Source organism: Pseudomonas sp. GW823-FHT06B06 (assembly GCF_058795195.1).
In genome coordinates, this window is the sequence record NZ_JBXAHO010000004.1 from 47,647 (window position 1) to 69,649 (window position 22,003).

General features: G+C 60.3%; 16 protein-coding genes. 7 read left to right on the plus strand and 9 right to left on the minus strand.

What is annotated here, in order from left to right; all coding sequences use genetic code 11:
• Window positions 1–24: 24 nt before the first annotated feature.
• Together AC1Q8Q_RS04630 and ppsA are read right to left on the minus strand one after the other, a co-directional pair.
• The gene (locus AC1Q8Q_RS04630; RefSeq protein ID WP_033043617.1) at window positions 25–1,014 is read right to left on the minus strand and encodes an alpha/beta fold hydrolase; all 990 of its coding nucleotides are present in this window, start codon (window positions 1,012–1,014) and stop codon (window positions 25–27) included.
• Between the two features lie 204 nt (window positions 1,015–1,218).
• Window positions 1,219–3,594 (minus strand): phosphoenolpyruvate synthase, encoded by a 2,376-nt coding sequence (ppsA, locus tag AC1Q8Q_RS04635; RefSeq protein ID WP_033039437.1) that lies wholly within the window; start codon window positions 3,592–3,594, stop codon window positions 1,219–1,221.
• A 174-nt stretch (window positions 3,595–3,768) separates the two neighbouring features.
• Here ppsA and ppsR point away from each other — a divergent pair, with 174 nt between their 5' ends.
• A complete protein-coding gene (ppsR, locus tag AC1Q8Q_RS04640) occupies window positions 3,769–4,587 on the plus strand; it encodes a posphoenolpyruvate synthetase regulatory kinase/phosphorylase PpsR (RefSeq protein ID WP_020801102.1) in 819 nt (272 codons plus the stop codon).
• Between the two features lie 134 nt (window positions 4,588–4,721).
• On the opposite strand, the gene prpD is transcribed toward ppsR, so the two are convergent.
• The 6 genes from prpD to AC1Q8Q_RS04670 form a co-directional block, all read right to left on the minus strand.
• Complete coding sequence (gene prpD / locus AC1Q8Q_RS04645; protein ID WP_033044496.1) at window positions 4,722–6,206, minus strand: 2-methylcitrate dehydratase; 1,485 nt, start codon at window positions 6,204–6,206, stop codon at window positions 4,722–4,724.
• Window positions 6,207–6,385: 179 nt separating this feature from the next.
• Window positions 6,386–7,576, minus strand: a complete 1,191-nt coding sequence (prpF, locus tag AC1Q8Q_RS04650) for a 2-methylaconitate cis-trans isomerase PrpF (RefSeq protein WP_020800449.1) — start codon at window positions 7,574–7,576, stop codon at window positions 6,386–6,388.
• A gap of 56 nt (window positions 7,577–7,632) precedes the next feature.
• Window positions 7,633–10,227: a Fe/S-dependent 2-methylisocitrate dehydratase AcnD gene (gene acnD / locus AC1Q8Q_RS04655; protein WP_020800451.1), complete on the minus strand. Its 2,595-nt coding sequence runs from the start codon at window positions 10,225–10,227 to the stop codon at window positions 7,633–7,635.
• 189 nt (window positions 10,228–10,416) lie between these two features.
• On the minus strand, window positions 10,417–11,544 hold the full coding sequence (gene prpC / locus AC1Q8Q_RS04660) for a bifunctional 2-methylcitrate synthase/citrate synthase (protein WP_110749535.1): 1,128 nt from the start codon (window positions 11,542–11,544) through the stop codon (window positions 10,417–10,419).
• A 160-nt stretch (window positions 11,545–11,704) separates the two neighbouring features.
• Window positions 11,705–12,595 (minus strand): methylisocitrate lyase, encoded by an 891-nt coding sequence (gene prpB, locus AC1Q8Q_RS04665; protein ID WP_020800453.1) that lies wholly within the window; start codon window positions 12,593–12,595, stop codon window positions 11,705–11,707.
• On the minus strand, window positions 12,592–13,308 hold the full coding sequence (locus AC1Q8Q_RS04670; protein WP_492614881.1) for a GntR family transcriptional regulator: 717 nt from the start codon (window positions 13,306–13,308) through the stop codon (window positions 12,592–12,594). The genes prpB and AC1Q8Q_RS04670 overlap by 4 nt, the downstream gene beginning before the upstream one ends.
• A gap of 302 nt (window positions 13,309–13,610) precedes the next feature.
• Here AC1Q8Q_RS04670 and rloA point away from each other — a divergent pair, with 302 nt between their 5' ends.
• From rloA to pabB, 4 genes are all read left to right on the plus strand, one after another.
• Window positions 13,611–14,147: a retropepsin-like aspartic peptidase RloA gene (gene rloA, locus AC1Q8Q_RS04675; RefSeq protein ID WP_020800455.1), complete on the plus strand. Its 537-nt coding sequence runs from the start codon at window positions 13,611–13,613 to the stop codon at window positions 14,145–14,147.
• A 5-nt stretch (window positions 14,148–14,152) separates the two neighbouring features.
• Complete coding sequence (rloB, locus tag AC1Q8Q_RS04680) at window positions 14,153–15,688, plus strand: osmotic stress tolerance membrane protein RloB (RefSeq protein ID WP_033044105.1); 1,536 nt, start codon at window positions 14,153–14,155, stop codon at window positions 15,686–15,688.
• Complete coding sequence (locus tag AC1Q8Q_RS04685; protein ID WP_020800457.1) at window positions 15,688–16,674, plus strand: alpha-L-glutamate ligase-like protein; 987 nt, start codon at window positions 15,688–15,690, stop codon at window positions 16,672–16,674. Before rloB ends, AC1Q8Q_RS04685 begins: the two co-directional genes overlap by 1 nt.
• Before the next feature lie 205 nt (window positions 16,675–16,879).
• Complete coding sequence (pabB, locus tag AC1Q8Q_RS04690; protein WP_020800458.1) at window positions 16,880–18,223, plus strand: aminodeoxychorismate synthase component I; 1,344 nt, start codon at window positions 16,880–16,882, stop codon at window positions 18,221–18,223.
• A gap of 112 nt (window positions 18,224–18,335) precedes the next feature.
• Here the strand turns inward: pabB and thrH are convergent, their stop codons facing one another.
• Complete coding sequence (thrH, locus tag AC1Q8Q_RS04695; protein WP_020800459.1) at window positions 18,336–18,953, minus strand: bifunctional phosphoserine phosphatase/homoserine phosphotransferase ThrH; 618 nt, start codon at window positions 18,951–18,953, stop codon at window positions 18,336–18,338.
• Window positions 18,954–19,116: 163 nt separating this feature from the next.
• On the opposite strand from thrH, the gene AC1Q8Q_RS04700 reads away from it, so the two are divergent.
• Window positions 19,117–19,851, plus strand: coding sequence for a phosphoadenylyl-sulfate reductase (locus AC1Q8Q_RS04700; protein WP_033044110.1), 735 nt, complete (start codon window positions 19,117–19,119; stop codon window positions 19,849–19,851).
• 575 nt (window positions 19,852–20,426) lie between these two features.
• A complete protein-coding gene (locus AC1Q8Q_RS04705; RefSeq protein WP_151142974.1) occupies window positions 20,427–21,968 on the plus strand; it encodes an NCS1 family nucleobase:cation symporter-1 in 1,542 nt (513 codons plus the stop codon).
• Window positions 21,969–22,003 lie beyond the last annotated feature (35 nt).

A 22,003-nucleotide genomic window follows, 5' to 3' on the forward strand; every position in this document is an offset into this window, starting at 1 on the left:
AATGCCCTTGATAGAGCGTCCAGCTTAGATCGCCGCGGCCAAATCCGCTTGATCACCGAGCAACGGCGTCTGCTGATCTGACAGCCAGCGAGCGACTAACGGCCAGACTTCAGCCTGGGCGGCTTTGCTGACCAACATCTCGACATGACCGAAATTATCGGCAAACCCCTGCTCACGCCCCAGGTTAATGAATTGCTTGTGCTCGCAACCCAACTGATCGAACAGCTTGCGACAAGCCCAGGCCGGGTCCTGATGATCGCCCGCGGCGCTCACCGCCAGCACCGGCATCCTGACCTCGGCCAGGCCCGCCCACCAGTCTTTGTCGGCATCGCCAAAGCGCCCGAACAGACCGTACCAGCGCATGCTTTCCAAGGCCAGGCCAATCGGCTCGTCCTCTGGGCCACGCTTGAGCCGTGAACCGGAGAGCTGGGCAAAGCGCTTGAGGATGAAACGACCGCTCCATTCCACCGGTGGAATCTTCAGCGGCCAGTAAGTGCGACTGACTTGCGTGCCAAAAAGCGCCGCGGACGCCACCACGGGTTCGCCTATGTATTGGCCACCCAGCGCGGCCGCCAGGGTGATGCCGCCCAGCGAATGGCCGATCCAGTGCGGAACCTGGCCGCTTTGCTCGCGTACGAAGGCGCCGATGGCTGGCAGGTCGTATCGTGCATAGTCGGCAACTCGGTTCTTGCGATAGCTCTGGTTGCGCCGGGAGAGGCCGTGACCGCGCATTTCCGCAATCCAGACATCGAACCCCTGGCGCGCCAGATAGGCACCCAGGCCCAGCCCCTTGGGGGAGAACCAGAAGCGTCGATTGGAAAAACTGCCGTGCAACAGGATCACCGGCACGCCACGGGATGCCGGTTCATCGGCCATGCCGAGGCGCGTCACCGCCAGTTCTACGGTGCCGTCCGGGCTGTTACCGGGTTTCAAGCGGTAGACATCTTCGCTCAGATCACCGCGGCGCTCGGCGCTGATCAGGGCGACAGGAAACAGGTTGCTGCTGCTTTGCATAATCTCTTGCACAAAAAAGGGCGGCTTCCAGAGGAGCCCGCCCTACTTGAATCTCAAAGGCTCCGCCCCACCCCTGTAGGAGCGAGCATGCTCGCGAAAAACGTCAAGACACCACGTTCATCCATGACAAACGCGTTATCGTTGACGTCCATCGCGAGCATGCTCGCCCCTACAAAGGCACGTGAGCGAGCCGTTCACACACCATCAAGCCTGCGCTTGACCTTCCGCCAGGAAGAACCAGGTTTCCAGTACGGAATCAGGGTTCAGCGAAACGCTCTCGATGCCCTGCTCCATCAGCCACTTGGCCAGGTCAGGGTGGTCCGAAGGACCCTGGCCGCAAATGCCGATGTACTTGCCAGCCTTGTTACAGGCGGCAATGGCGTTGGCCAGCAGCTTCTTGACCGCAGGATTTCGCTCGTCGAACAGGTGCGCGATGATCCCGGAGTCACGGTCCAGGCCCAGGGTGAGCTGGGTCAGGTCGTTGGAGCCGATGGAGAAACCGTCGAAGAATTCGAGGAACTCTTCCGCCAGGATCGCGTTGGACGGCAGCTCGCACATCATGATGACGCGCAGGCCGTTGTCGCCACGGGCCAGGCCGTTTTCGGCGAGCAGATCCACGACTTGGCTCGCTTCGCCCAGGGTACGGACGAACGGCACCATGATTTCGACGTTGGTCAGGCCCATCTCGTTGCGCACGCGCTTGAGGGCGCGACATTCGAGTTCGAAGCAGTCACGGAACGATTCGCTGATGTAACGCGAGGCGCCGCGGAAGCCCAGCATCGGGTTCTCTTCTTCCGGCTCGTAGAGCTTGCCGCCGATCAGGTTGGCGTATTCGTTGGACTTGAAGTCCGACAGACGCACGATGACCTTTTTCGGCCAGAACGCCGCTGCCAGGGTGCTGATGCCTTCGACCAGTTTCTCGACGTAGAAGCCGACCGGGTCGTCGTAGCCAGCAATGCGCTTGTCGACGCTTTCCTTGATGTCTTGCGGCAGGCCGTCGTAGTTCAGCAGCGCTTTAGGGTGCACGCCGATCATGCGGTTGATGATGAACTCCAGGCGGGCCAGGCCCACACCGGCGTTCGGCAGCTGTGCGAAGTCGAAGGCGCGGTCCGGGTTGCCGACGTTCATCATGATCTTGAACGGCAGATCCGGCATGGCGTCCACGGAGTTCTTCTTGATGTCGAAGCCCAGTTCGCCTTCGAAGATGAAACCGGTGTCGCCTTCAGCGCAGGAAACGGTCACGCCCTGGCCGTCTTTCAACAGCTGGGTGGCATTGCCGCAACCGACCACGGCCGGGATACCCAGCTCGCGGGCAATGATGGCCGCGTGGCAGGTACGACCGCCACGGTTGGTGACGATGGCGCTGGCGCGCTTCATGACCGGTTCCCAGTCCGGGTCGGTCATGTCCGATACCAGTACGTCGCCTGGCTGGACCTTGTCCATCTCGGACACGTCCTTGATGATGCGAACCTTGCCGGCGCCAATGCGCTGGCCAATGGCACGGCCTTCGACCAGCACGGTGCCGGTTTCCTTCAACAGGTAACGTTCCATGACGTTGGCCTGGGTGCGGCTCTTCACGGTTTCCGGACGGGCCTGCACGATGTACAGCTTGCCGTCGTCACCGTCCTTGGCCCATTCGATGTCCATCGGGCACTGGTAGTGCTTCTCGATGATCATCGCCTGCTTGGCCAGCTCGCTGACTTCGGCATCGGTCAGGCAGAAACGCGCACGCTCAGCCTTGTCGACATCGACGGTCTTGACCGAACGACCGGCCTTGGCCTCGTCGCCGTAGATCATCTTGATGGCCTTGCTGCCCAGGTTGCGGCGCAGGATCGCCGGGCGACCGGCGGCCAGGGTGCCTTTGTGGACGTAGAATTCATCCGGGTTCACCGCGCCTTGTACGACGGTTTCACCCAGGCCGTAGGCGCCGGTGATGAACACCACGTCACGGAAACCCGACTCGGTATCGAGGGTGAACATCACGCCGGCGGTGCCGGTTTCGGAGCGGACCATGCGCTGTACGCCGGCCGACAGGGCTACCAACTTGTGGTCGAAGCCCTGGTGCACGCGATAGGAAATCGCGCGATCGTTGAAAAGGGAGGCGAATACTTCCTTGGCGGCACGAATGACGTTTTCGACACCACGGATGTTCAGGAAGGTTTCCTGCTGACCGGCGAAGGACGCATCGGGCAAGTCTTCGGCGGTAGCGGAAGAGCGCACGGCCACGGCCACGTCAGGGTTGCCTGCGGACAGCGCGGCGAACGCGGTGCGGATTTCGGTGTTCAGTTTTTCCGGGAACTCGGCTTCCATGATCCATTGGCGGATCTGGGCGCCGGTCTTGGCCAGGGCATTCACGTCGTCGACGTCCAGGGCATCCAGGGCGTCATGAATCTGCTGGTTCAGGCCGCTCAGTTCCAGGAAATCACGATATGCCTGAGCGGTCGTGGCGAAGCCACCGGGTACCGATACACCGGCACCCGCAAGATTGCTGATCATCTCGCCCAGGGATGCGTTCTTGCCCCCCACATGCTCAACATCGTGTTTGCCGAGCTTATCGAGGGAAACTACGTACTCTACCAAGGTGATCTCTCCACTAACTGTGTTGGAAAAGCTCAGAAGCCGGCTGCTCGGGGGAGCATTTGCCAGCTGTATGGCCTGGACCTGGAAAATAAGTGAGAATGCGGGCCATTGGCGGCCGACAAATCGCGCCTATCATATCCAAGAATGCTCATTAGCTTAAGGCCCAAGGTGCAAATGAAACGATCTGCTTTCTTTATCTCCGATGGCACCGGCATTACCGCCGAAACCCTGGGTCAAAGCCTCCTGGCGCAGTTCGAAAACATTACCTTCAGCAAATTCACGCGGCCATACATCGACAGCGTGGAAAAAGCGCGGGCCATGGTACAACAAATCAACAAAGCCGCCGAAACCGACGGCTTCCGTCCGATTATCTTCGACACCATCGTCAATCAGGACATTCGTGAGATCCTCGCAACCTCCAATGGTTTCATGATCGATATTTTCTCGACTTTCCTGGCGCCGCTTGAACAGGAACTGACCGAGCATTCTTCCTATACCGTGGGCAAATCCCACTCCATCGGTGCCAACACCAATTACATGGAGCGCATCGAGGCGGTGAACTTCGCCCTCGACAACGACGACGGTGCCCGCACGCACTATTACGACAAGGCCGACCTGATACTAGTGGGCGTGTCGCGTTGTGGTAAGACGCCGACGTGTCTGTACATGGCCATGCAATTCGGTATCCGCGCGGCCAACTACCCGCTGACCGAAGACGACATGGAACGCCTGCAACTGCCTAGCGCGCTACGTGCCCACCAGCACAAGCTGTTCGGCCTGACCATCGACCCAGACCGCCTCACCGCCATCCGCAACGAACGCAAGCCCAACAGCCGCTATTCGAGCTACGCCCAGTGCGAATTCGAAGTGCGCGAGGTGGAAAACCTGTTTCGCCGCGAGAACATTCCCAATATCAACTCCACGCATTTTTCGGTGGAAGAAATTTCCGCGAAAATCCTGGTGGAGAAAGGTGTCGAGCGGCGGTTCAAATAACCTGTAGCGCCTATTCGGACGTCTTCGCGAGCAGGCTCGCTCCCACAGTAGATCTCGTTGAACACCGCATTTGTGAACGACACGAATCCCATGTGGGAGCGAGCCTGCTCGCGAAGGAACGATAACGCGGTCTCCTAGATAAGAAACATGTCTACAAACCGGTTCACCGGTGTTGCCTCAAGCTTTTGCTGATCCTTGCACAGCTCGAAAATCTCCTCGCTACGCTGCGCGGTAAAGCGTGTCAGCAGGTTCGCCTTGAACTTGTCCTCCAACAACGGAATGCCCTCGGCACGGCGCCGACGATGGCCTATCGGGTACTCCACCACCACATTCCCGGTGCTGGACCCATCCTTGAAAAACACCTGCACGGCATTGGCGATCGACCGCTTGTCGGCTTCCAGGTATTCACGGGTGTAATCCGGGTTTTCGACAATGACCATCTTGTCGCGCAGTACATCGATGATCGGATGCGCCTTGTGGAAATCATCTTCGTAGTACTCGGCCACCAGGTTGCCAAAGGCCAGCGGCACCGCGGTCATGTACTGGATGCAGTGATCGCGGTCGGCGGCATTGGCCAGCGGACCGACCTTGGAAATAATGCGGATCGCCGATTGCTGGGTGGTGATGACGATCCGGTCGATGTCATGCAGGCGATTACGCACTTGGGGGTGCAGGATTACCGCGGCTTCACAGGCGGTTTGCGCGTGGAACTCGGCAGGAAAACTGATTTTGAACAGCACATTTTCCATCACATAACTGCCGTACGGCCGCGAAAAGCTGAACTCGCGCCGGTCTCCAGGCTTGAGCGCCAAGTCATCGTTGGTGTGGCTGAACAGCACGTCGTAAAAGCCCCACTGTTTGGCACTCAACACACCGGGGATGCCCATCTCGCCACGCATGGCAATGTCCGCCAGGCGCACTCCACGACTGGTTGCATCGCCCGCCGCCCAGGATTTGCGCGAGCCGGCATTCGGTGCATGGCGGTAGGTGCGCAATGCCTGGCCATCGGCGAACGCATGGGACAACGCTGAGAGCAATTGCCCGCGATTGGCACCCATGAGTTTGGCGGTGACCGCGGTCGAAGCGACTTTCACCAGGATGACGTGATCGAGGCCCACGCGGTTGAACGAGTTTTCCAGAGCAATCACGCCCTGAATCTCATGGGCCATGATCATTGCTTCGAGCACCGTACGAACGGTCAGCGGCGTCTCGCCATTGGCGAGGCGCTTTTGCGACAGGTGGTCGGCCACCGCGAGAATCCCGCCGAGGTTATCCGACGGATGGCCCCATTCAGCGGCGAGCCAGGTGTCGTTGTAGTCGAGCCAGCGCACGATGCAGCCGATGTCCCACGCGGCCTTGACCGGATCAAGTCGATAGCTGGTGCCTGGTACGCGGGCGCCGAACGGCACGAAGGTGCCTTCGACCAAGGGCCCCAAGTGCTTGGTGCATTCGGGAAAACGCAGGGCCAGCAAGCCGCAGCCCAAGGTATCGATCAGGCAGTTGCGCGCGGTATCCAGCGCCTCTTCGGATTCGATTTTGTAGTTGAGGACGTAATCGGCAATGTCCTGCAGGACCTGGTCGTAGTCGGGACGGTTGTTGAGGTCGACGTTGGCGCTCATGTTCGATTCACTCGGCGGTGGTTCGTTGATGGGACCTCGGTTCAGGGCAATCTCAGTCTTATTATGGAAATGCGATCCCCTGTAGGAGCTGCCGCAGGCTGCGATCTTTTGATCTTGCTTTTTAAGATCAAGATCAAAAGATCGCAGCCTGCGGCAGCTCCTACAGGGGGTTGTGTGAGTTAGAACGAGTCGCCTGGCACGCGGACAAAACCTTCCATCAACACCCGCGCACTGCGGCTCATGATGGCCTTTTTCACGGTCCACTCACCGTTCACCTGGCTGGCCTCGGCGCCGACGCGCAAGGTGCCTGAAGGGTGACCGAAGCGCACCGCATTGCGTTCTACACCGCCTGCCGCGAGGTTCACCAGCGTCCCGGAAATCGCTGCTGCCGTGCCGATGGCGACTGCCGCCGTGCCCATCATCGCGTGGTGCAACTTACCCATGGACAGCGCGCGCACCAGCAGGTCGACATCGCCCGCCGCAACCGCTTTGCCGCTCGACGACACGTAGTCCGCAGGCTTGGCGACGAACGCCACCTTCGGCGTGTGCTGGCGCTTGGCCGCTTCGTCGATGTTGGAGATCAGGCCCATGCGCAGTGCGCCGTAGGCACGAATGGTTTCGAACATCAGCAATGCTTTTGGATCGCCGTTGATCGCGCCCTGCAACTCAGTGCCCTTGTAGCCGATGTCTTCGGCATTGACGAAAATGGTCGGGATGCCCGCGTTGATCAGGGTTGCCTTCAAGGTCCCGACGCCAGGCACTTCCAGGTCATCCACCAGATTGCCGGTAGGGAACATCGAACCCCCACCGCCCTCTTCCTCTGCTGCCGGATCGAGGAATTCGACCTGCACTTCCGCCGCTGGAAAGGTCACGCCGTCGAGTTCGAAATCGCCGGTTTCCTGCACTTCACCGTTGGTGATCGGCACGTGGGCGATGATGGTCTTGCCGATGTTGGCTTGCCATACGCGTACCACGGCGATGCCGTTGTGCGGGATGCGGCTGGCGTCCACCAGGCCATTGCTGATGGCGAACGAGCCGACTGCAGCGGTCAGGTTGCCGCAATTGCCACTCCAGTCGACGAATGGTTTGTCGATCGACACTTGGCCGAACAGGTAGTCGACGTCGTGATCGGCCTTGGTGCTTTTCGACAGGATCACGGTTTTGCTGGTACTGGACGTCGCGCCGCCCATGCCGTCGATTTGCTTGTCGTAGGGATCGGGGCTGCCGATCACGCGCAGCAGCAATGCATCGCGAGCCGGGCCTGGGACCTGTGCCGCTTCGGGCAGGTCCTTGAGGCTGAAGAACACGCCTTTGCTGGTGCCGCCGCGCATGTAGGTGGCGGGAATTTTGATTTGCGGTGCGTGAGACATGAGTGCTCCTTCAAAACAGACACGGGACTCAAAGTCCCGTGTCCATGCAGCGTGTGTTAAACGGCAACCGCCGATTCTTCGAGGAAGTCCTGGGCAAAGCGTTGCAGCACTCCACCGGCCTCGTAGATCGACACTTCCTCAGCGGTGTCGAGGCGGCAGGTCACCGGCACATCGACGCGCTCGCCGTTCTTGCGATGGATCACCAGCGTCAGCTCGGCACGTGGGGTGCGATCGCCGATCACGTCGTAGGTTTCGCTGCCGTCGATGGCCAGGGTGTGACGGTTGGTGCCCGGTTTGAACTCCAGTGGCAACACGCCCATGCCCACCAGGTTGGTGCGGTGGATACGTTCGAAACCTTCGGCCGCGATCGCTTCCACACCCGCCAGCCGCACGCCTTTGGCTGCCCAGTCGCGGGATGAACCCTGACCGTAGTCGGCACCCGCGATAATAATCAGCGGCTGCTTGCGATCCATGTAGGTCTCAATGGCTTCCCACATGCGCATCACTTTGCCTTCCGGCTCAACACGGGCCAGGGAGCCCTGCTTGACCTTGCCGTTTTCCACAACCATTTCGTTGAACAGTTTCGGGTTGGCGAAGGTCGCTCGCTGCGCGGTCAGGTGGTCGCCCCGATGAGTCGCGTAGGAGTTGAAGTCCTCTTCCGGCAGGCCCATTTTCGCCAGGTATTCGCCAGCGGCGCTGTCGAGCATGATCGCGTTCGACGGCGACAGGTGATCGGTGGTGATGTTGTCCGGCAGCACCGCCAGCGGGCGCATGCCCTTGAGCGGACGCGCGCCGGCCAGTGCGCCTTCCCAGTACGGCGGACGGCGGATGTAGGTGCTCATCTCGCGCCATTCATACAGCGGCGCGACTTTCGGGCCGGTGTCTTCGTGGATGGCGAACATCGGGATGTAGACCTGGCGGAACTGCTCCGGCTTCACCGAGGCTTTCACCACGGCATCGATTTCTTCGTCGCTCGGCCAAATGTCTTTCAGGCGGATTTCCTTGCCATCGACCACGCCCAGCACGTCTTTTTCGATGTCGAAGCGGATGGTGCCAGCGATGGCGTAAGCGACCACCAATGGCGGCGAAGCCAGGAACGCTTGCTTGGCGTATGGGTGAATCCGCCCGTCGAAGTTGCGGTTGCCGGACAACACGGCGGTGGCGTACAGGTCGCGGTCGATGATCTCTTGCTGGATCACCGGGTCCAGTGCGCCGGACATGCCATTACAGGTGGTGCAGGCGAAGGCCACGACGCCGAAACCAAGCTGCTCCAGCTCATCGGTCAGGCCGGCTTCGTCGAGGTACAGGGCGACGGTTTTCGAGCCCGGTGCCAGGGACGACTTGACCCATGGCTTGCGGGTCAGGCCCAGCTTGTTGGCGTTGCGCGCCAGCAGGCCGGCAGCGATCACGTTGCGCGGGTTGCTGGTGTTGGTGCAGCTGGTGATGGCGGCGATGATCACCGCACCGTCCGGCATTTGGCCGGGTACATCGTCCCACTGACCGGAAATGCCTTTGGCCGCCAGGTCCGACACCGCCACACGGGCGTGCGGGTTGCTCGGGCCGGCCATGTTGCGCACCACCGAGGACAGGTCGAAGGTCAGGCCGCGCTCGTATTGCGCGCCTTTCAGGCTGTCGGCCCACAGGCCCGTGGTCTTGGCGTAGTTCTCGACCAGCTGCACCTGATCGTCTTCACGGCCGGTGAGCTTGAGGTAGTCGATGGTTTGCTGGTCGATGTAGAACATCGCCGCGGTGGCACCGTATTCCGGGGCCATGTTGGAGATGGTCGCGCGGTCGCCCAGGGTCAGGGCCGCGGCGCCTTCGCCGAAGAACTCCAGCCAGGCACCGACGACTTTTTGCTTGCGCAGGAACTCGGTCAGCGCCAGCACCATGTCGGTGGCGGTGATGCCCGGTTGCAGCTTGCCGGTGAGCTCGACGCCGACGCTTTCCGGCAGGCGCATCCAGGAGGCGCGGCCGAGCATTACGCTTTCGGCTTCCAGGCCACCCACACCGATGGCGATCACGCCCAGCGCATCGACGTGCGGGGTGTGGCTGTCGGTGCCGACGCAAGTATCAGGGAACGCCACGCCGTCGCGCACCTGGATCACCGGAGACATTTTCTCCAGGTTGATCTGGTGCATGATGCCGTTGCCCGGCGGGATCACGTCGACGTTCTTGAACGCCTTCTTGGTCCAGTTGATGAAGTGGAAACGGTCTTCGTTGCGACGGTCTTCGATGGCGCGGTTCTTCTCGAACGCCTCCGGATCGAAGCCACCGCGCTCGACGGCCAGGGAGTGGTCGACGATCAGTTGGGTTGGCACCACCGGGTTGACTTGCGCCGGGTCGCCGCCTTGCAGAGCGATAGCGTCACGCAGGCCGGCGAGGTCGACCAGCGCAGTCTGGCCAAGAATGTCGTGGCACACCACACGGGCCGGGAACCAGGGGAAATCGAGGTCGCGCTTGCGCTCGATGAATTGCTTCAGGGATTCGGTCAGCGTGGCCGGGTCACAGCGACGCACCAGGTTTTCCGCCAGCACGCGGGAGGTGTACGGCAGGGTGTCATAGGCGCCGGGCTGGATGGCCTCGACCGCCGCGCGGACGTCGAAGTAATCCAGGTGGCTGCCGGGCAGCGATTTACGGAATTCTGTGTTCATCGGTCAGGACTCGGTCACGGTAGTTTCAAAGGGTGGGGCCTGGCACTTGGCTCGAATTCAACCCGATCCCTGTAGGAGCCGAGCTTGCTCGCGATAGCGGTGTAACAGTCGACATCATTGTTGAATGTCAGTCCGTCATCGCGAGCAAGCTCGGCTCCTACAGGTTCCAGGTGATCAGGCCTCCACCATTCAGCGTTGTTCGATTGGCACGAACTTGCGCTGTTCAACGCCGACGTATTCGGCGCTCGGACGGATAATGCGGTTGTTGGCACGCTGTTCGTACACGTGGGCCGCCCAGCCGGTCAGGCGTGAGCAGACGAAGATCGGTGTGAACAACTTGGTCGGGATGCCCATGAAGTGGTACGCCGAGGCATGGTAGAAGTCGGCGTTAGGGAACAGCTTCTTCTGCTCCCACATGGTCTTGTCGATGGCTTCGGAGACCGGGAACAGCACTTTATCGCCCACTTCGTCGGCGAGTTTTTTCGACCAGCCCTTGATCACCTCGTTGCGCGGGTCGCTGTCCTTATAGATCGCGTGGCCGAAGCCCATGATCTTGTCCTTGCGCTCGAGCATGCCGAGGGTGCCCTTGATCGCATCTTCCGGCGAGCTGAAGCGCTCGATCATTTCCATCGCCGCTTCGTTGGCGCCACCATGCAACGGACCGCGCAGCGAGCCAATGGCCGCGGTGATGCACGAATACAGGTCGGACAGGGTCGAGGCACACACGCGCGCGGTGAAGGTCGAGGCGTTGAATTCGTGCTCCGCGTAGAGGATCAGCGAAACGTTCATCACCTTGACGTGCAGCTCGCTCGGCTTCTTGCCGTGCAGCAGGTGCAGGAAGTGACCACCGATGGATGGTTCGTCGCTAACGCATTCAATGCGCTTGCCTTCGTGGCTGAAGCGATACCAGTAGGTCATGATCGCCGGGAATGCCGCCAGCAGGCGGTCAGTCTTGTCGTGCTGCTCGGAGAAGTCGTTCTCTGGCTCCAGGTTGCCCAGGAACGAGCAGCCGGTGCGCATCACGTCCATCGGGTGGGCGTCGGCGGGGATGCGTTCCAGCACTTCCTTGAGCGCTTGCGGCAGGTCACGCAGCTTGCTCAGTTTAGTGATGTAGGCGGCCAGTTGCGCCTTGGTCGGCAGTTCGCCGTACAGCAGCAGGTAAGCGACTTCTTCGAATTGCGCGTCAGCCGCCAGTTCGCGAACGTCATAGCCACGATAGGTCAGGCCTGCGCCCGACTGGCCCACGGTGGACAGTGCGGTTTGCCCGGCAACCTGGCCACGGAGCCCGGCGCCACTGAGTACTTTTGCTTCGGCCATTTCTGCCTCCAGTTTTTAATTTTGTTAGGGAATCGGCAAATTGTGCTTCATCAGGTTATTCGGGTGATGCCGAAAAGATCGCAGCCTCGTTGCACTCGACAGCTCCTACAGAGGATCACGGCCGAGGTAGGAGCTGCCGAAGGCTGCGATCTTTTGATCTTCATTTTTTCGCGGCGAACAACGCATCGAGCTTCTGCTCGAAGGTGTGGTAGTCGATGCGATCGTAAAGCTCCATGCGGGTCTGCATGGTGTCGATGACATTCGCCTGGGTGCCATCGCGACGGATCGCGGTGTAGACATTTTCCGCAGCCTTGTTCATGGCGCGGAAGGCCGACAGCGGGTACAGCACCAGCGACACGTCCGCAGCGGCGAGTTGCTCGGTGGTGTACAGCGGCGTCGCGCCGAATTCGGTGATGTTGGCCAGGATCGGCGCTTTCACACGGCTGGCGAACAGTTTGTACATCTCGAGTTCGGTGATGGCTTCCGGGAACACCATGTCGGCGCCGGCCTCGATGCACGCGGCGGCGCGATCCAGTGCCGATTCCAGGCCTTCCACTGCCAGGGCGTCGGTACGGGCCATGATCACGAAGCTGTCATCGGTACGGGCATCGACGGCCGCCTTGATGCGATCGACCATTTCCTGCTGGGTCACGATTTCCTTATTAGGACGGTGACCGCAACGCTTGGCGCCAACCTGGTCTTCGATGTGAATCGCCGCCGCGCCGAACTTGATCATCGACTTGACGGTACGGGCGACGTTGAACGCCGAGGAGCCGAAACCGGTGTCCACATCCACCAGCAGCGGCAGGTCGCAGACGTCGGTGATGCGACGCACGTCGGTCAGCACGTCATCCAGGCCGGTGATGCCCAGGTCCGGCACGCCCAGGGAGCCAGCAGCCACCCCGCCACCCGACAGGTAGATCGCCTTGAAACCGGCACGCTTGGCCAGCAGGGCGTGGTTGGCGTTGATGGCGCCGACCACTTGCAATGGATGCTCGCTGGCGACCGCATCGCGGAAACGCTGGCCTGGAGTGCTCTTGTTCAAACTCATGACTCACCTCGTTTGGCTGTCGGGTTAGCGCCGTCCTGGTAATGACGGGCGATGTTGCGTTTGGAGGCGCCGATGTGACGGCGCATCAACAACTCGGCCAGTTCACCGTCACGGTCGGCGATGGCATCGAGAATTCGGTGGTGCTCGGCAAAGGCCTGGTGCGGGCGATTGGGCGTGGTGGAAAACTGGATGCGGTACATGCGCACCAATTGATACAGCTCGCCGCAGAGCATTTGCGTCAGGGTGCGGTTACCGCTGCCCTGGATAATCCGGTAGTGGAAGTCGAAATCGCCTTCCTGCTGGTAGTAGCCGCGGCCAGCCTGGAAGGCCTCATCGCGTTCGTGGGTTTCAAGGACCCGGCGCAGCTCATCGATTTCCTCGACGCTCATGCGCTCGGCGGCCAGGCGACAGGCCATGCCTTCGAGGGATTCGCGGATTTCGTAGAGCTCCACCAGCTCGGCATGGTTGAGCGACACCACCCGTGCTCCGACGTGTGGCACGCGCACCAGCAGGCGTTGGCCTTCCAGGCGGTGGATGGCTTCGCGCAACGGGCCACGGCTGATGCCGTAGGTACGGGCCAGCTCGGGCTCGGAGATTTTGCTGCCCGGGGCGATCTCACCCTTGATGATGGCCGCTTGAATGCGTCGGAAGACGTTTTCGGAAAGCGTTTCCGAGTCATCCTGAACGGTAAGCGGGGGAGCCAGTTGATCCAGCATATTGTCGACACCTTGAAAGCCAGTGCGGCAAAAATTAACCAAAACTGCCGCCACAGTCAAAGGATAATTAGATATTGTCGACAATCGTCTAATAACCTCCTGCACCATAACAAAGCAGTGCCCTCGATTCACAGCCGCCCGCCAGCGCTGGCGCCATCAACCTGCCGTGCTAGAATGCCGCCCGCATTTGTTTGTGACATCTGCACGGCTTGTCATAAATAGCTGATAGGCATACGAGGAGCTTGCGCAGCGATGCCAGGGTCTTGAATTAAAGAACAGACCGCTGCGCACCAGGATTTATGAGACTCAAGCCCTTCCCGATCTTCCTTTTTCTTCTTTGCCTGCCCGGGTTCGCTGCTGCCGGGGACAAGACCGTGTACGGCCTCAATGAATATGCTTCGTTGGGCGGCATCGACCTCGAAGTGGCCGCCAAACTCGACACCGGGGCAAAAACCGCATCCTTGAGCGCCCGCGACATCAAGCGCTTCAAACGCAATGGCGAGTCCTGGGTGCGCTTCTACCTGGCCATCGACACCGCCCATTCGCACCCGATCGAACGACCGCTGGCCCGCGTCAGCAAGATCAAACGCCGGGCCGGTGACTACGACCCGGAAGAGGGCAAGAAGTACACTGCCCGACCGGTGATCGAGCTGGATATCTGCATGGGTTCAGCTTTACGTAGCATCGAAGTGAACCTGACCGACCGTAGCGCGTTCCAATACCCGCTATTGATCGGCTCCGAAGCACTCAAACGCTTCGATGCGCTGGTCGACCCCAGTCTTAAATACGCTGCCGGCAAACCCGCCTGCGCCGCCGACGCTCATACCGCCGAGTAATTTAAATGCGCTCTCTTACCCTTCATCTGAAAATGTTGATCGCCATCCTGGTGGTATTGGGCATTTCAGTCACGGCCTACCAGATCTTCGTACTCGGCATTCCCGTGACGGAAGACGCCACCGACGACTTGTGGAACATCGACGCCAAGGTCGAGTTCGTCGCCAGTGCCAAGGACCCAGTCAAGATCCAGATGTTCGTGCCACCGTTGAGCCGCGATTACGTGAGTCTCAACGAAAGCTTTATTTCAAATAATTACGGCGTGGCCGTGAACCGAGTCGACGGCAACCGCAAGGTCACGTGGTCGGCGCGCCGGGCCAAAGGCAACCAGACCCTTTATTACCGTCTGGTGTTGACCAAGCGCTACACCGCCGAAAAAGCCAAGATCAAGGGGCCGACCTTCCGCGACAGCATTGCCGTGGAAGGCCCTGAAAAACTCGCCGCCGAAGCGCTGCTGGCGCCGATTCGCCAACACTCGGCCGATGTCGAGACCTTCATCAGCGAAGCGATCAAGCGGGTCAACAACAGCAACGACGACAACGCCAAGATGCTCCTGGCCGGCGACCCGACACCGGCCCACAAGGCAAAGATCGTCGAGCTGCTGCTGTCCATCGCCCACGTGCCGGTGGAAAAGGTCCACACCATTCGCCTGGTGGCCGACCAGCCGCAAACCCCGGAGCTCTGGCTGCGCAGCTTCAATGGCACCGACTGGCTGTACTTCAACCCGGAAACCGGCGAACAGGGCCTGCCGACCGACCGCCTGCTGTGGTGGACCGGCGACGAAAACCTGATCACCGTCGATGGCGGCAAGAAGGCCACTGTGACCTTCAGCATGAACAACAGCGAGATGAACGCCATTCGCCTGGCCAAGCTGACCGACGAGAACACCGACGCCAATTTCCTCGAGTACTCACTGTACGGCTTGCCGCTGCAAACCCAGCAGACCTTCATGATCATGGTGATGATCCCGATCGGCGTGCTGGTGATCCTGGTCCTGCGCAACCTGATCGGCCTGCAGACCCTCGGCACCTTTACCCCGGTGCTGATCGCCCTGGCCTTCCGCGAGACCCAGCTCGGCTTCGGTATCGTGCTGTTTACCATCATTACGGCGCTGGGGCTGTCGCTGCGCTCTTACCTTGAGCACCTGAAACTGCAAATGCTGCCAAGGCTGTCGGTGGTGCTGACGTTCGTCGTGGTGTTGATCGCGGCCATCAGCCTGTTCAGCCATAAGCTCGGCCTGGAGCGCGGGCTGTCGGTGGCATTGTTCCCGATGGTGATCCTGACCATGACCATCGAACGCCTGTCGATCACCTGGGAAGAACGAGGCGCCAGCCATGCCATGAAAGTGGCGATCGGCACCCTGTTCGCCGCGACGCTGGCGCACCTGATCATGACCATTCCGGAGCTGGTGTACTTCGTGTTCACCTTCCCGGCGATCCTGCTGATCATGGTGGGCTTCATGCTGGCCATGGGTCGCTATCGCGGCTACCGCCTGACCGAGCTGGTGCGTTTCAAGGCTTTCCTGAAGAAGGCTGACGCCTGATGTTCGGCTTCTGGAAGACCTGGAAAGCCCTGGAAGCCCGGGGCATCATGGGCATCAATCGGCGTAACGCGGACTACGTGCTCAAGTACAACAAGCGCAGCCTGTATCCGATCGTCGATGACAAGATCATCACCAAGGAACGTGCCATCGCCGCCGGCATCCATGTGCCGCAACTGTATGGGGTGATATCGACCGAAAAGGAAATCGACAAGCTCGACGAGATCATCGACGGGCACACCGATTTCGTGATCAAGCCGGCCCAAGGCGCCGGCGGCGATGGCATCATTGTCATCGCCGACCGCTTCGAGGGCCGCTATCGCACGGTGTCCGGCAAGATCGTCGGCCACGAAGAGCTCGAGCACCATATTTCCAGCATCCTGACCGGCCTGTATTCCCTGGGCGGGCATCGCGACCGTGCACTGATCGAATACCGGGTGATCCCGGACCAGATCTTCAAGAGCATCAGCTATGAAGGTGTGCCGGACATCCGCATCATCGTGTTGATGGGGTATCCGGTCATGGCCATGCTGCGCTTGCCCACCCGTCAGTCCGGCGGCAAGGCCAACTTGCACCAGGGCGCCATCGGCGTAGGTGTCGACCTGGCCACCGGCCTGACCCTGCGCGGCACCTGGCTGAACAACATCATCGCCAAACACCCGGACACCACCAACGCGGTGGATGGCGTGCAACTGCCCTACTGGGACGGTTTCATGAAACTCGCCGCGGGTTGCTATGAACTGTGCGGGCTGGGCTACATCGGTGTCGACATGGTGCTGGACCAGGAGAAAGGCCCACTGATCCTCGAGCTCAACGCCCGACCTGGCTTGAATATCCAGATTGCCAATGATTGCGGCCTGACATTGCGCACCCATGCGGTCGAGGCGCGGCTGGAAGACTTGAAAGCACGCGGCGTCAGCGAAACCGTCGAAGAGCGAGTGGCGTTTGTGCAGGAGATGTTCGGGCATATTCCACCGGTCGAGGGTTGATCCAGAACCCAGGTGTGTCTTTCGCGAGCAGGCTCGCTCCCACAAGTATTGCGCTGAACCCTGTGGGAGCGAGCCTGCTCGCGAATACAATCTGCCAGATTCCACAGTAGCCATGCCTGCCTCCAATCTGCTAATCCCCTCTAGGAGCAATTCCCCGAGGGGACTACAATCGCCACCCCGCCTCGATGGCTGATCCAACCCGCCCATGCTGACCTGCTCCGTACACCCGCTGCCCTATCGCGCCAACCCTGCCGACTACTTCGCGGCCATTCGTCATGCCCCAGGTGCCGTGCTGCTCGACAGCGGCCGCCCCAGCGCCGAGCGCGGGCGCTTTGACTTGCTCAGCGCCTGGCCGCTGGAACAACTGGCCGTAGCGCCTGACGAACGCGGCAGCGATTTCCTGCAACGCCTTCGGGACAATCTGACACGCTTGGGCGAAGCATCGCTGCCTGCACCTTATGAACTGCCGTTTGCGGGCGGCTTGATCGGTTACCTGAGCTACGACTTCGGCCGCCACCTGGAAAACCTGCCGAGCCAGGCCCTGGATGACCTGCAGTTACCCGATGCGCGCTTCGGCCTGTACGATTGGGCGCTGATCAGCGATCACCACCAGGCCACCAGCCAATTGGTGTTTCACCCAACGCTGGCTGACAGCGAGCGCCAACGCCTGATCCAGCTGTTCAGCCAGCCCGCCGCTGAAGCGGTCGAGCCGTTCAAGCTGCAAGCGCCGATGAATGCCGATCTGAACGCTGATCAGTATCGCCAGGCGATCGAGCGCATCCAGCAATACATCCAGGCAGGCGATTGCTATCAGGTCAACTTCGCCCAGCGTTTCCGTGCACCCTGCCAAGGTGATCCATGGACGGCGTATTGCGCGTTGCGACTGGCTTGCCCCACTCCGTTTTCCGGCTTCCAGAGCCTGCCCGACGGCGGCGCGGTGCTGAGCCTGTCACCGGAACGTTTCGTCAAAGTCAGCGAACGCCATGTTGAGACCCGTCCGATCAAAGGCACACGCCCGCGCGGCCTTAGCGCTGCCGAGGACGCGGCGAACGCCGCCGAACTGCTGGCGAGCCCCAAGGACCGTGCGGAAAACCTGATGATCGTCGATCTGTTGCGCAACGACCTCGGTCGCACCTGCCGCACCGGTTCGGTTCGAGTGCCTGAGTTGTTCAGCCTGGAAAGCTACCCCAATGTGCATCACCTGGTGAGCAGCGTGACCGGCGAACTGGCAGATGATCGCGATGCGCTGGACCTGATCGCCGGCAGCTTCCCGGGCGGCTCTATTACCGGTGCGCCGAAAATTCGCTCGATGCAGATCATCGACGAGCTGGAACCCACCCGACGCGGGCTGTACTGCGGTTCATTGCTGTATCTGGACGTGCGCGGCGAGATGGACAGCTCCATCGCCATCCGCAGCCTGTTGGTCAAGGATGGGCAGGTGTGCTGCTGGGGTGGTGGCGGAATCGTCGCCGATTCCGAGTGGCAGGCCGAGTATCAGGAATCGATCACCAAGGTGAAGGTGCTGCTCGATACCCTCCAGAACCTCTAAAAACATCGCGGGCAAGCCCGCTCCCACAGGTTAATGGTTGTTCACAGATTTTGTGACCGACGAAAAAACACTGTGGGAGCGGGCTTGCCCGCGAAGGCGTCCTGAAGAACGACTACAAACTCAAGGTACGATTCGAAGCCTTGATGAACTCCTGCTTCAGCTCTTCAAAGGTATGCACCGCCGGGAACTGCGGGAACTCGGCGATCACATTGTCCGGCGCATGGAACAGAATCCCGGCGTCCGCCTCACCCAGCATCGTGGTGTCGTTGTAGGAATCGCCCGCTGCAATCACCCGGTAGTAGAGGCTCTTGAAGGACAGCACCGACTGGCGCTTGGGATCTTTCTGACGCAGCTGATAGCCCGTCACCCGGCCGGTATCGTCAGTAATCAAACGATGGCAGAGCAAGGTCGGGAAGCCGAGCTGACGCATCAGCGGCTGGGAAAACTCGTAGAAGGTGTCCGACAGAATCACCACCTGGAAGCGCTCGCGCAGCCAATCGACGAACTCGACGGCACCGTCCAGCGGCTTGAGCGTGGCGATCACCTCCTGGATGTCGGCGAGTTTCAGGCCGTGTTCATCGAGAATCCGCAAGCGCTGCTTCATCAGCACGTCATAGTCGGGAATGTCCCGGGTGGTGGCCCTGAGGGATTCGATCCCGGTTTTTTCGGCGAAGGCGATCCATATTTCCGGGACCAGCACACCTTCAAGATCCAGACAGGCAATTTCCACAAGACACTCCCATTGGTATTGTTTATTGAGTCGAGCGAGCCCGAACTCTAGCGACAACTCCCCCACCACGCAACGCAGAGGACGCCCCGGCCAGCGCAGCTTTTTGTTACCATCGGCCCCATATAGAGCGCCCAGCGCCACCGACCTGTAGGAAGCCGCCCTGATGAGCCCAACGTTCGACGTCGTGGAACTCGCCACGACCTATGCCAACAAATCCGCCCAGGACATCCTGAAACTCGCTTTTGCCGAGTTCGGCGATGATCTGTGGATATCTTTCAGCGGCGCCGAGGACGTGGTGCTGGTGGACATGGCCTGGAAGCTGAACAAGAACGTCAAAGTGTTCAGCCTCGACACTGGCCGCTTGCATCCCGAAACCTACCGCTTCATCGATCAGGTGCGCGAGCATTACAAGATCGATATCGAACTGGTGTCCCCGGATCACACCAAGCTTGAACCGTTCGTGAAGGAAAAAGGCCTGTTCAGTTTCTACAAGGACGGCCATGGCGAATGCTGCGGCATCCGCAAGATCGAGCCGCTGCGTCGCAAGCTGTCTGGCGTGAAGGCCTGGGCTACCGGCCAGCGCCGCGACCAGAGCCCTGGCACGCGCAGCGCTGTGGCCGTGATGGAAATAGACACCGCGTTCTCTACCCCGGAACGCACCCTGTACAAGTTCAACCCGCTGGCGCAGATGACCAGCGAGGAAATCTGGGGCTACATCCGGATGCTGGAACTGCCGTACAACAGCCTGCACGAACGCGGGTTCATCAGCATTGGCTGTGAGCCGTGCACCCGCCCGGTACTGCCAAACCAGCACGAGCGTGAAGGTCGCTGGTGGTGGGAAGAGGCCACGCAGAAGGAATGCGGGCTGCATGCCGGCAATATCATCAGCAAGTCATAACAGCGATACCCACATGTAGGAGCAAGCTCGCTCGCGAAAAACGTGAGAACGCCGCGGTGTATCAGGCACCCTGCGTTATCGTTGAAGACAATCGCGGGCAAGCCAGCTCCCACAGGTGTCAACATCAGCCCTGAAAATATGTACACACCACTGTCACCATCGGTGTCATTTTTGTGTGCACTTTTTGTTTCTTCGCCCTAAAAAGTTACATTTCCCTGCCTGACAACCCTCGCCACAGCTTTTTGTAGCCCCCTCCGAAAAAATAAATACCTGCGCAATCGGTCAACTTATATCACCCGTTTTTCAGCGGTTTAGCACCCGCTGATAACAAAACGAAATGAGCAACCAAATCCATAGATTCAAGACTGGCACGCATCTCGCTTAAGTGCATACATGTTTTGTATACAATCACCTCAAAACATAAAAACACTCAGATCCGCAAGCCTGAAGCGCCCTATCCCGTACAGGCTGCAGATGCCCCATAACCAATGGTTTTCGCTACCCGCGACGAAGATTTGTCGAGCCTTGCGCTCATGCACAGTCATCGCGGCGTCGAACATCAGGAGCCTGCCGGAATGCGTACAAGTCTCTCCACCAACGATATTGCGCTGGATCTACCTTCTTCCCACGTCACCCAGACCGACCTTGGGCAGCCACTGCAACCCCCTGTCGTGCTCAGCCCCCGCCTGCACAACAAAGACCTGGCCCCGACCAAGGCAGAAGGCCGGCGCTGGGGTCGCTACAGCATCTTCGCGTTATGGACCAACGATGTGCATAACATCGCCAACTACTCGTTTGCCATTGGCCTTTACGCCCTGGGCCTGGGCGGCTGGCAGATTCTCCTGTCGCTGGGCATCGGCGCGGCGCTGGTGTATTGCTTCATGAACCTGTCGGGCTACATGGGCCAGAAGACCGGTGTGCCGTTTCCGGTCATCAGCCGCATCAGTTTCGGCATCCATGGCGCGCAGATTCCTGCCCTGATCCGCGCCGTGATCGCCATCGCCTGGTTCGGCATCCAGACGTACCTGGCCTCGGTTGTGTTCCGCGTCCTGCTGACCGCCATCCATCCCGGGTTCGCCGAGTACGACCACGATTCGATCCTCGGCCTGTCCAGCCTGGGCTGGGTGTGTTTCGTGGCGATCTGGTTGGTGCAATTGGGCATCCTTGCCTACGGCATGGAAATGGTGCGGCGCTATGAAGCCTTTGCCGGGCCGGTGATCCTGCTGACCGTCGCCGCCCTGGCCGCCTGGATGTATTTTCAGGCCAATGCGACCATCGCCTGGTCGATCCGCGAGCCGCTGAGCGGCGGCGAGATGTGGCGCAACATCTTTGCCGGCGGTGCATTGTGGCTGGCGATCTACGGTACGCTGATCCTCAATTTCTGCGACTTCGCCCGCTCTTCGCCGTGCCGCAAGACCATCAAGGTCGGAAACTTCTGGGGCCTGCCGGTGAACATCCTGGTATTCGCTGCCATCACCGTCCTGCTGTGCGGCGCGCAATTCCAGATCAATGGCCACATTATCGAAAGCCCTACAGAGATCATCGCTTCGATCCCCAACACCTTCTTCCTGGTCCTGGGCTGCCTGGCGTTCCTGATCGTCACCGTGGCGGTCAACATCATGGCCAACTTCGTCGCGCCGGCCTTTGTCCTCAGCAACCTGGCGCCCAAATACCTGACGTTCCGTCGTGCCGGGCTGATCAGCGCGACCATCGCCGTGCTGATCCTGCCGTGGAACCTCTATAACAGCCCGTTGGTGATCGTCTACTTCCTCTCCGGCCTTGGCGCCCTGCTCGGCCCGCTGTATGGCGTGATCATGGTCGACTACTGGCTTGTACGAAAAGGCCAGGTCAACGTGCCGCAGTTGTACAGCGAAGACCCGAACGGTGCTTATTACTACAGCCGCGGGGTCAACCTGCGCGCCGTGGCGGCATTCATTCCTGCCGCACTGATCGCCATCGTCCTGGCGCTGGTACCGGGCTTCCACTTGGTGTCGCCGTTCTCCTGGCTGATTGGGGCCGGGATTGCCGGGATGCTCTACCTGATCATCGCCAAGCGCCAACCTCACTACGCCGACGTCAGCGGTGAAGCCATCGCCGTGGACAACGTCAGCCATTGACTCCATCGCGGCCCGGCAGCGTCGGGCTGCTGAAC

What these genes read in the sequence shown, in the direction of transcription:
- ppsR (WP_020801102.1), top strand. Translation starts at nt 3,769, where the DNA reads ATGAAACGATCTGCTTTCTTTATCTCCGATGGCACCGGCATTACCGCC.
- pabB (WP_020800458.1), top strand. Translation starts at nt 16,880, where the DNA reads ATGCTGACCTGCTCCGTACACCCGCTGCCCTATCGCGCCAACCCTGCC.
- AC1Q8Q_RS04705 (WP_151142974.1), top strand. Translation starts at nt 20,427, where the DNA reads ATGCGTACAAGTCTCTCCACCAACGATATTGCGCTGGATCTACCTTCT.
- rloB (WP_033044105.1), top strand. Translation starts at nt 14,153, where the DNA reads ATGCGCTCTCTTACCCTTCATCTGAAAATGTTGATCGCCATCCTGGTG.
- prpB (WP_020800453.1), bottom strand. Translation starts at nt 12,595, where the DNA reads ATGAGTTTGAACAAGAGCACTCCAGGCCAGCGTTTCCGCGATGCGGTC.
- acnD (WP_020800451.1), bottom strand. Translation starts at nt 10,227, where the DNA reads ATGAACACAGAATTCCGTAAATCGCTGCCCGGCAGCCACCTGGATTAC.
- prpC (WP_110749535.1), bottom strand. Translation starts at nt 11,544, where the DNA reads ATGGCCGAAGCAAAAGTACTCAGTGGCGCCGGGCTCCGTGGCCAGGTT.
- prpD (WP_033044496.1), bottom strand. Translation starts at nt 6,206, where the DNA reads ATGAGCGCCAACGTCGACCTCAACAACCGTCCCGACTACGACCAGGTC.
- prpF (WP_020800449.1), bottom strand. Translation starts at nt 7,576, where the DNA reads ATGTCTCACGCACCGCAAATCAAAATTCCCGCCACCTACATGCGCGGC.
- AC1Q8Q_RS04630 (WP_033043617.1), bottom strand. Translation starts at nt 1,014, where the DNA reads ATGCAAAGCAGCAGCAACCTGTTTCCTGTCGCCCTGATCAGCGCCGAG.
- AC1Q8Q_RS04685 (WP_020800457.1), top strand. Translation starts at nt 15,688, where the DNA reads ATGTTCGGCTTCTGGAAGACCTGGAAAGCCCTGGAAGCCCGGGGCATC.
- rloA (WP_020800455.1), top strand. Translation starts at nt 13,611, where the DNA reads ATGAGACTCAAGCCCTTCCCGATCTTCCTTTTTCTTCTTTGCCTGCCC.
- AC1Q8Q_RS04700 (WP_033044110.1), top strand. Translation starts at nt 19,117, where the DNA reads ATGAGCCCAACGTTCGACGTCGTGGAACTCGCCACGACCTATGCCAAC.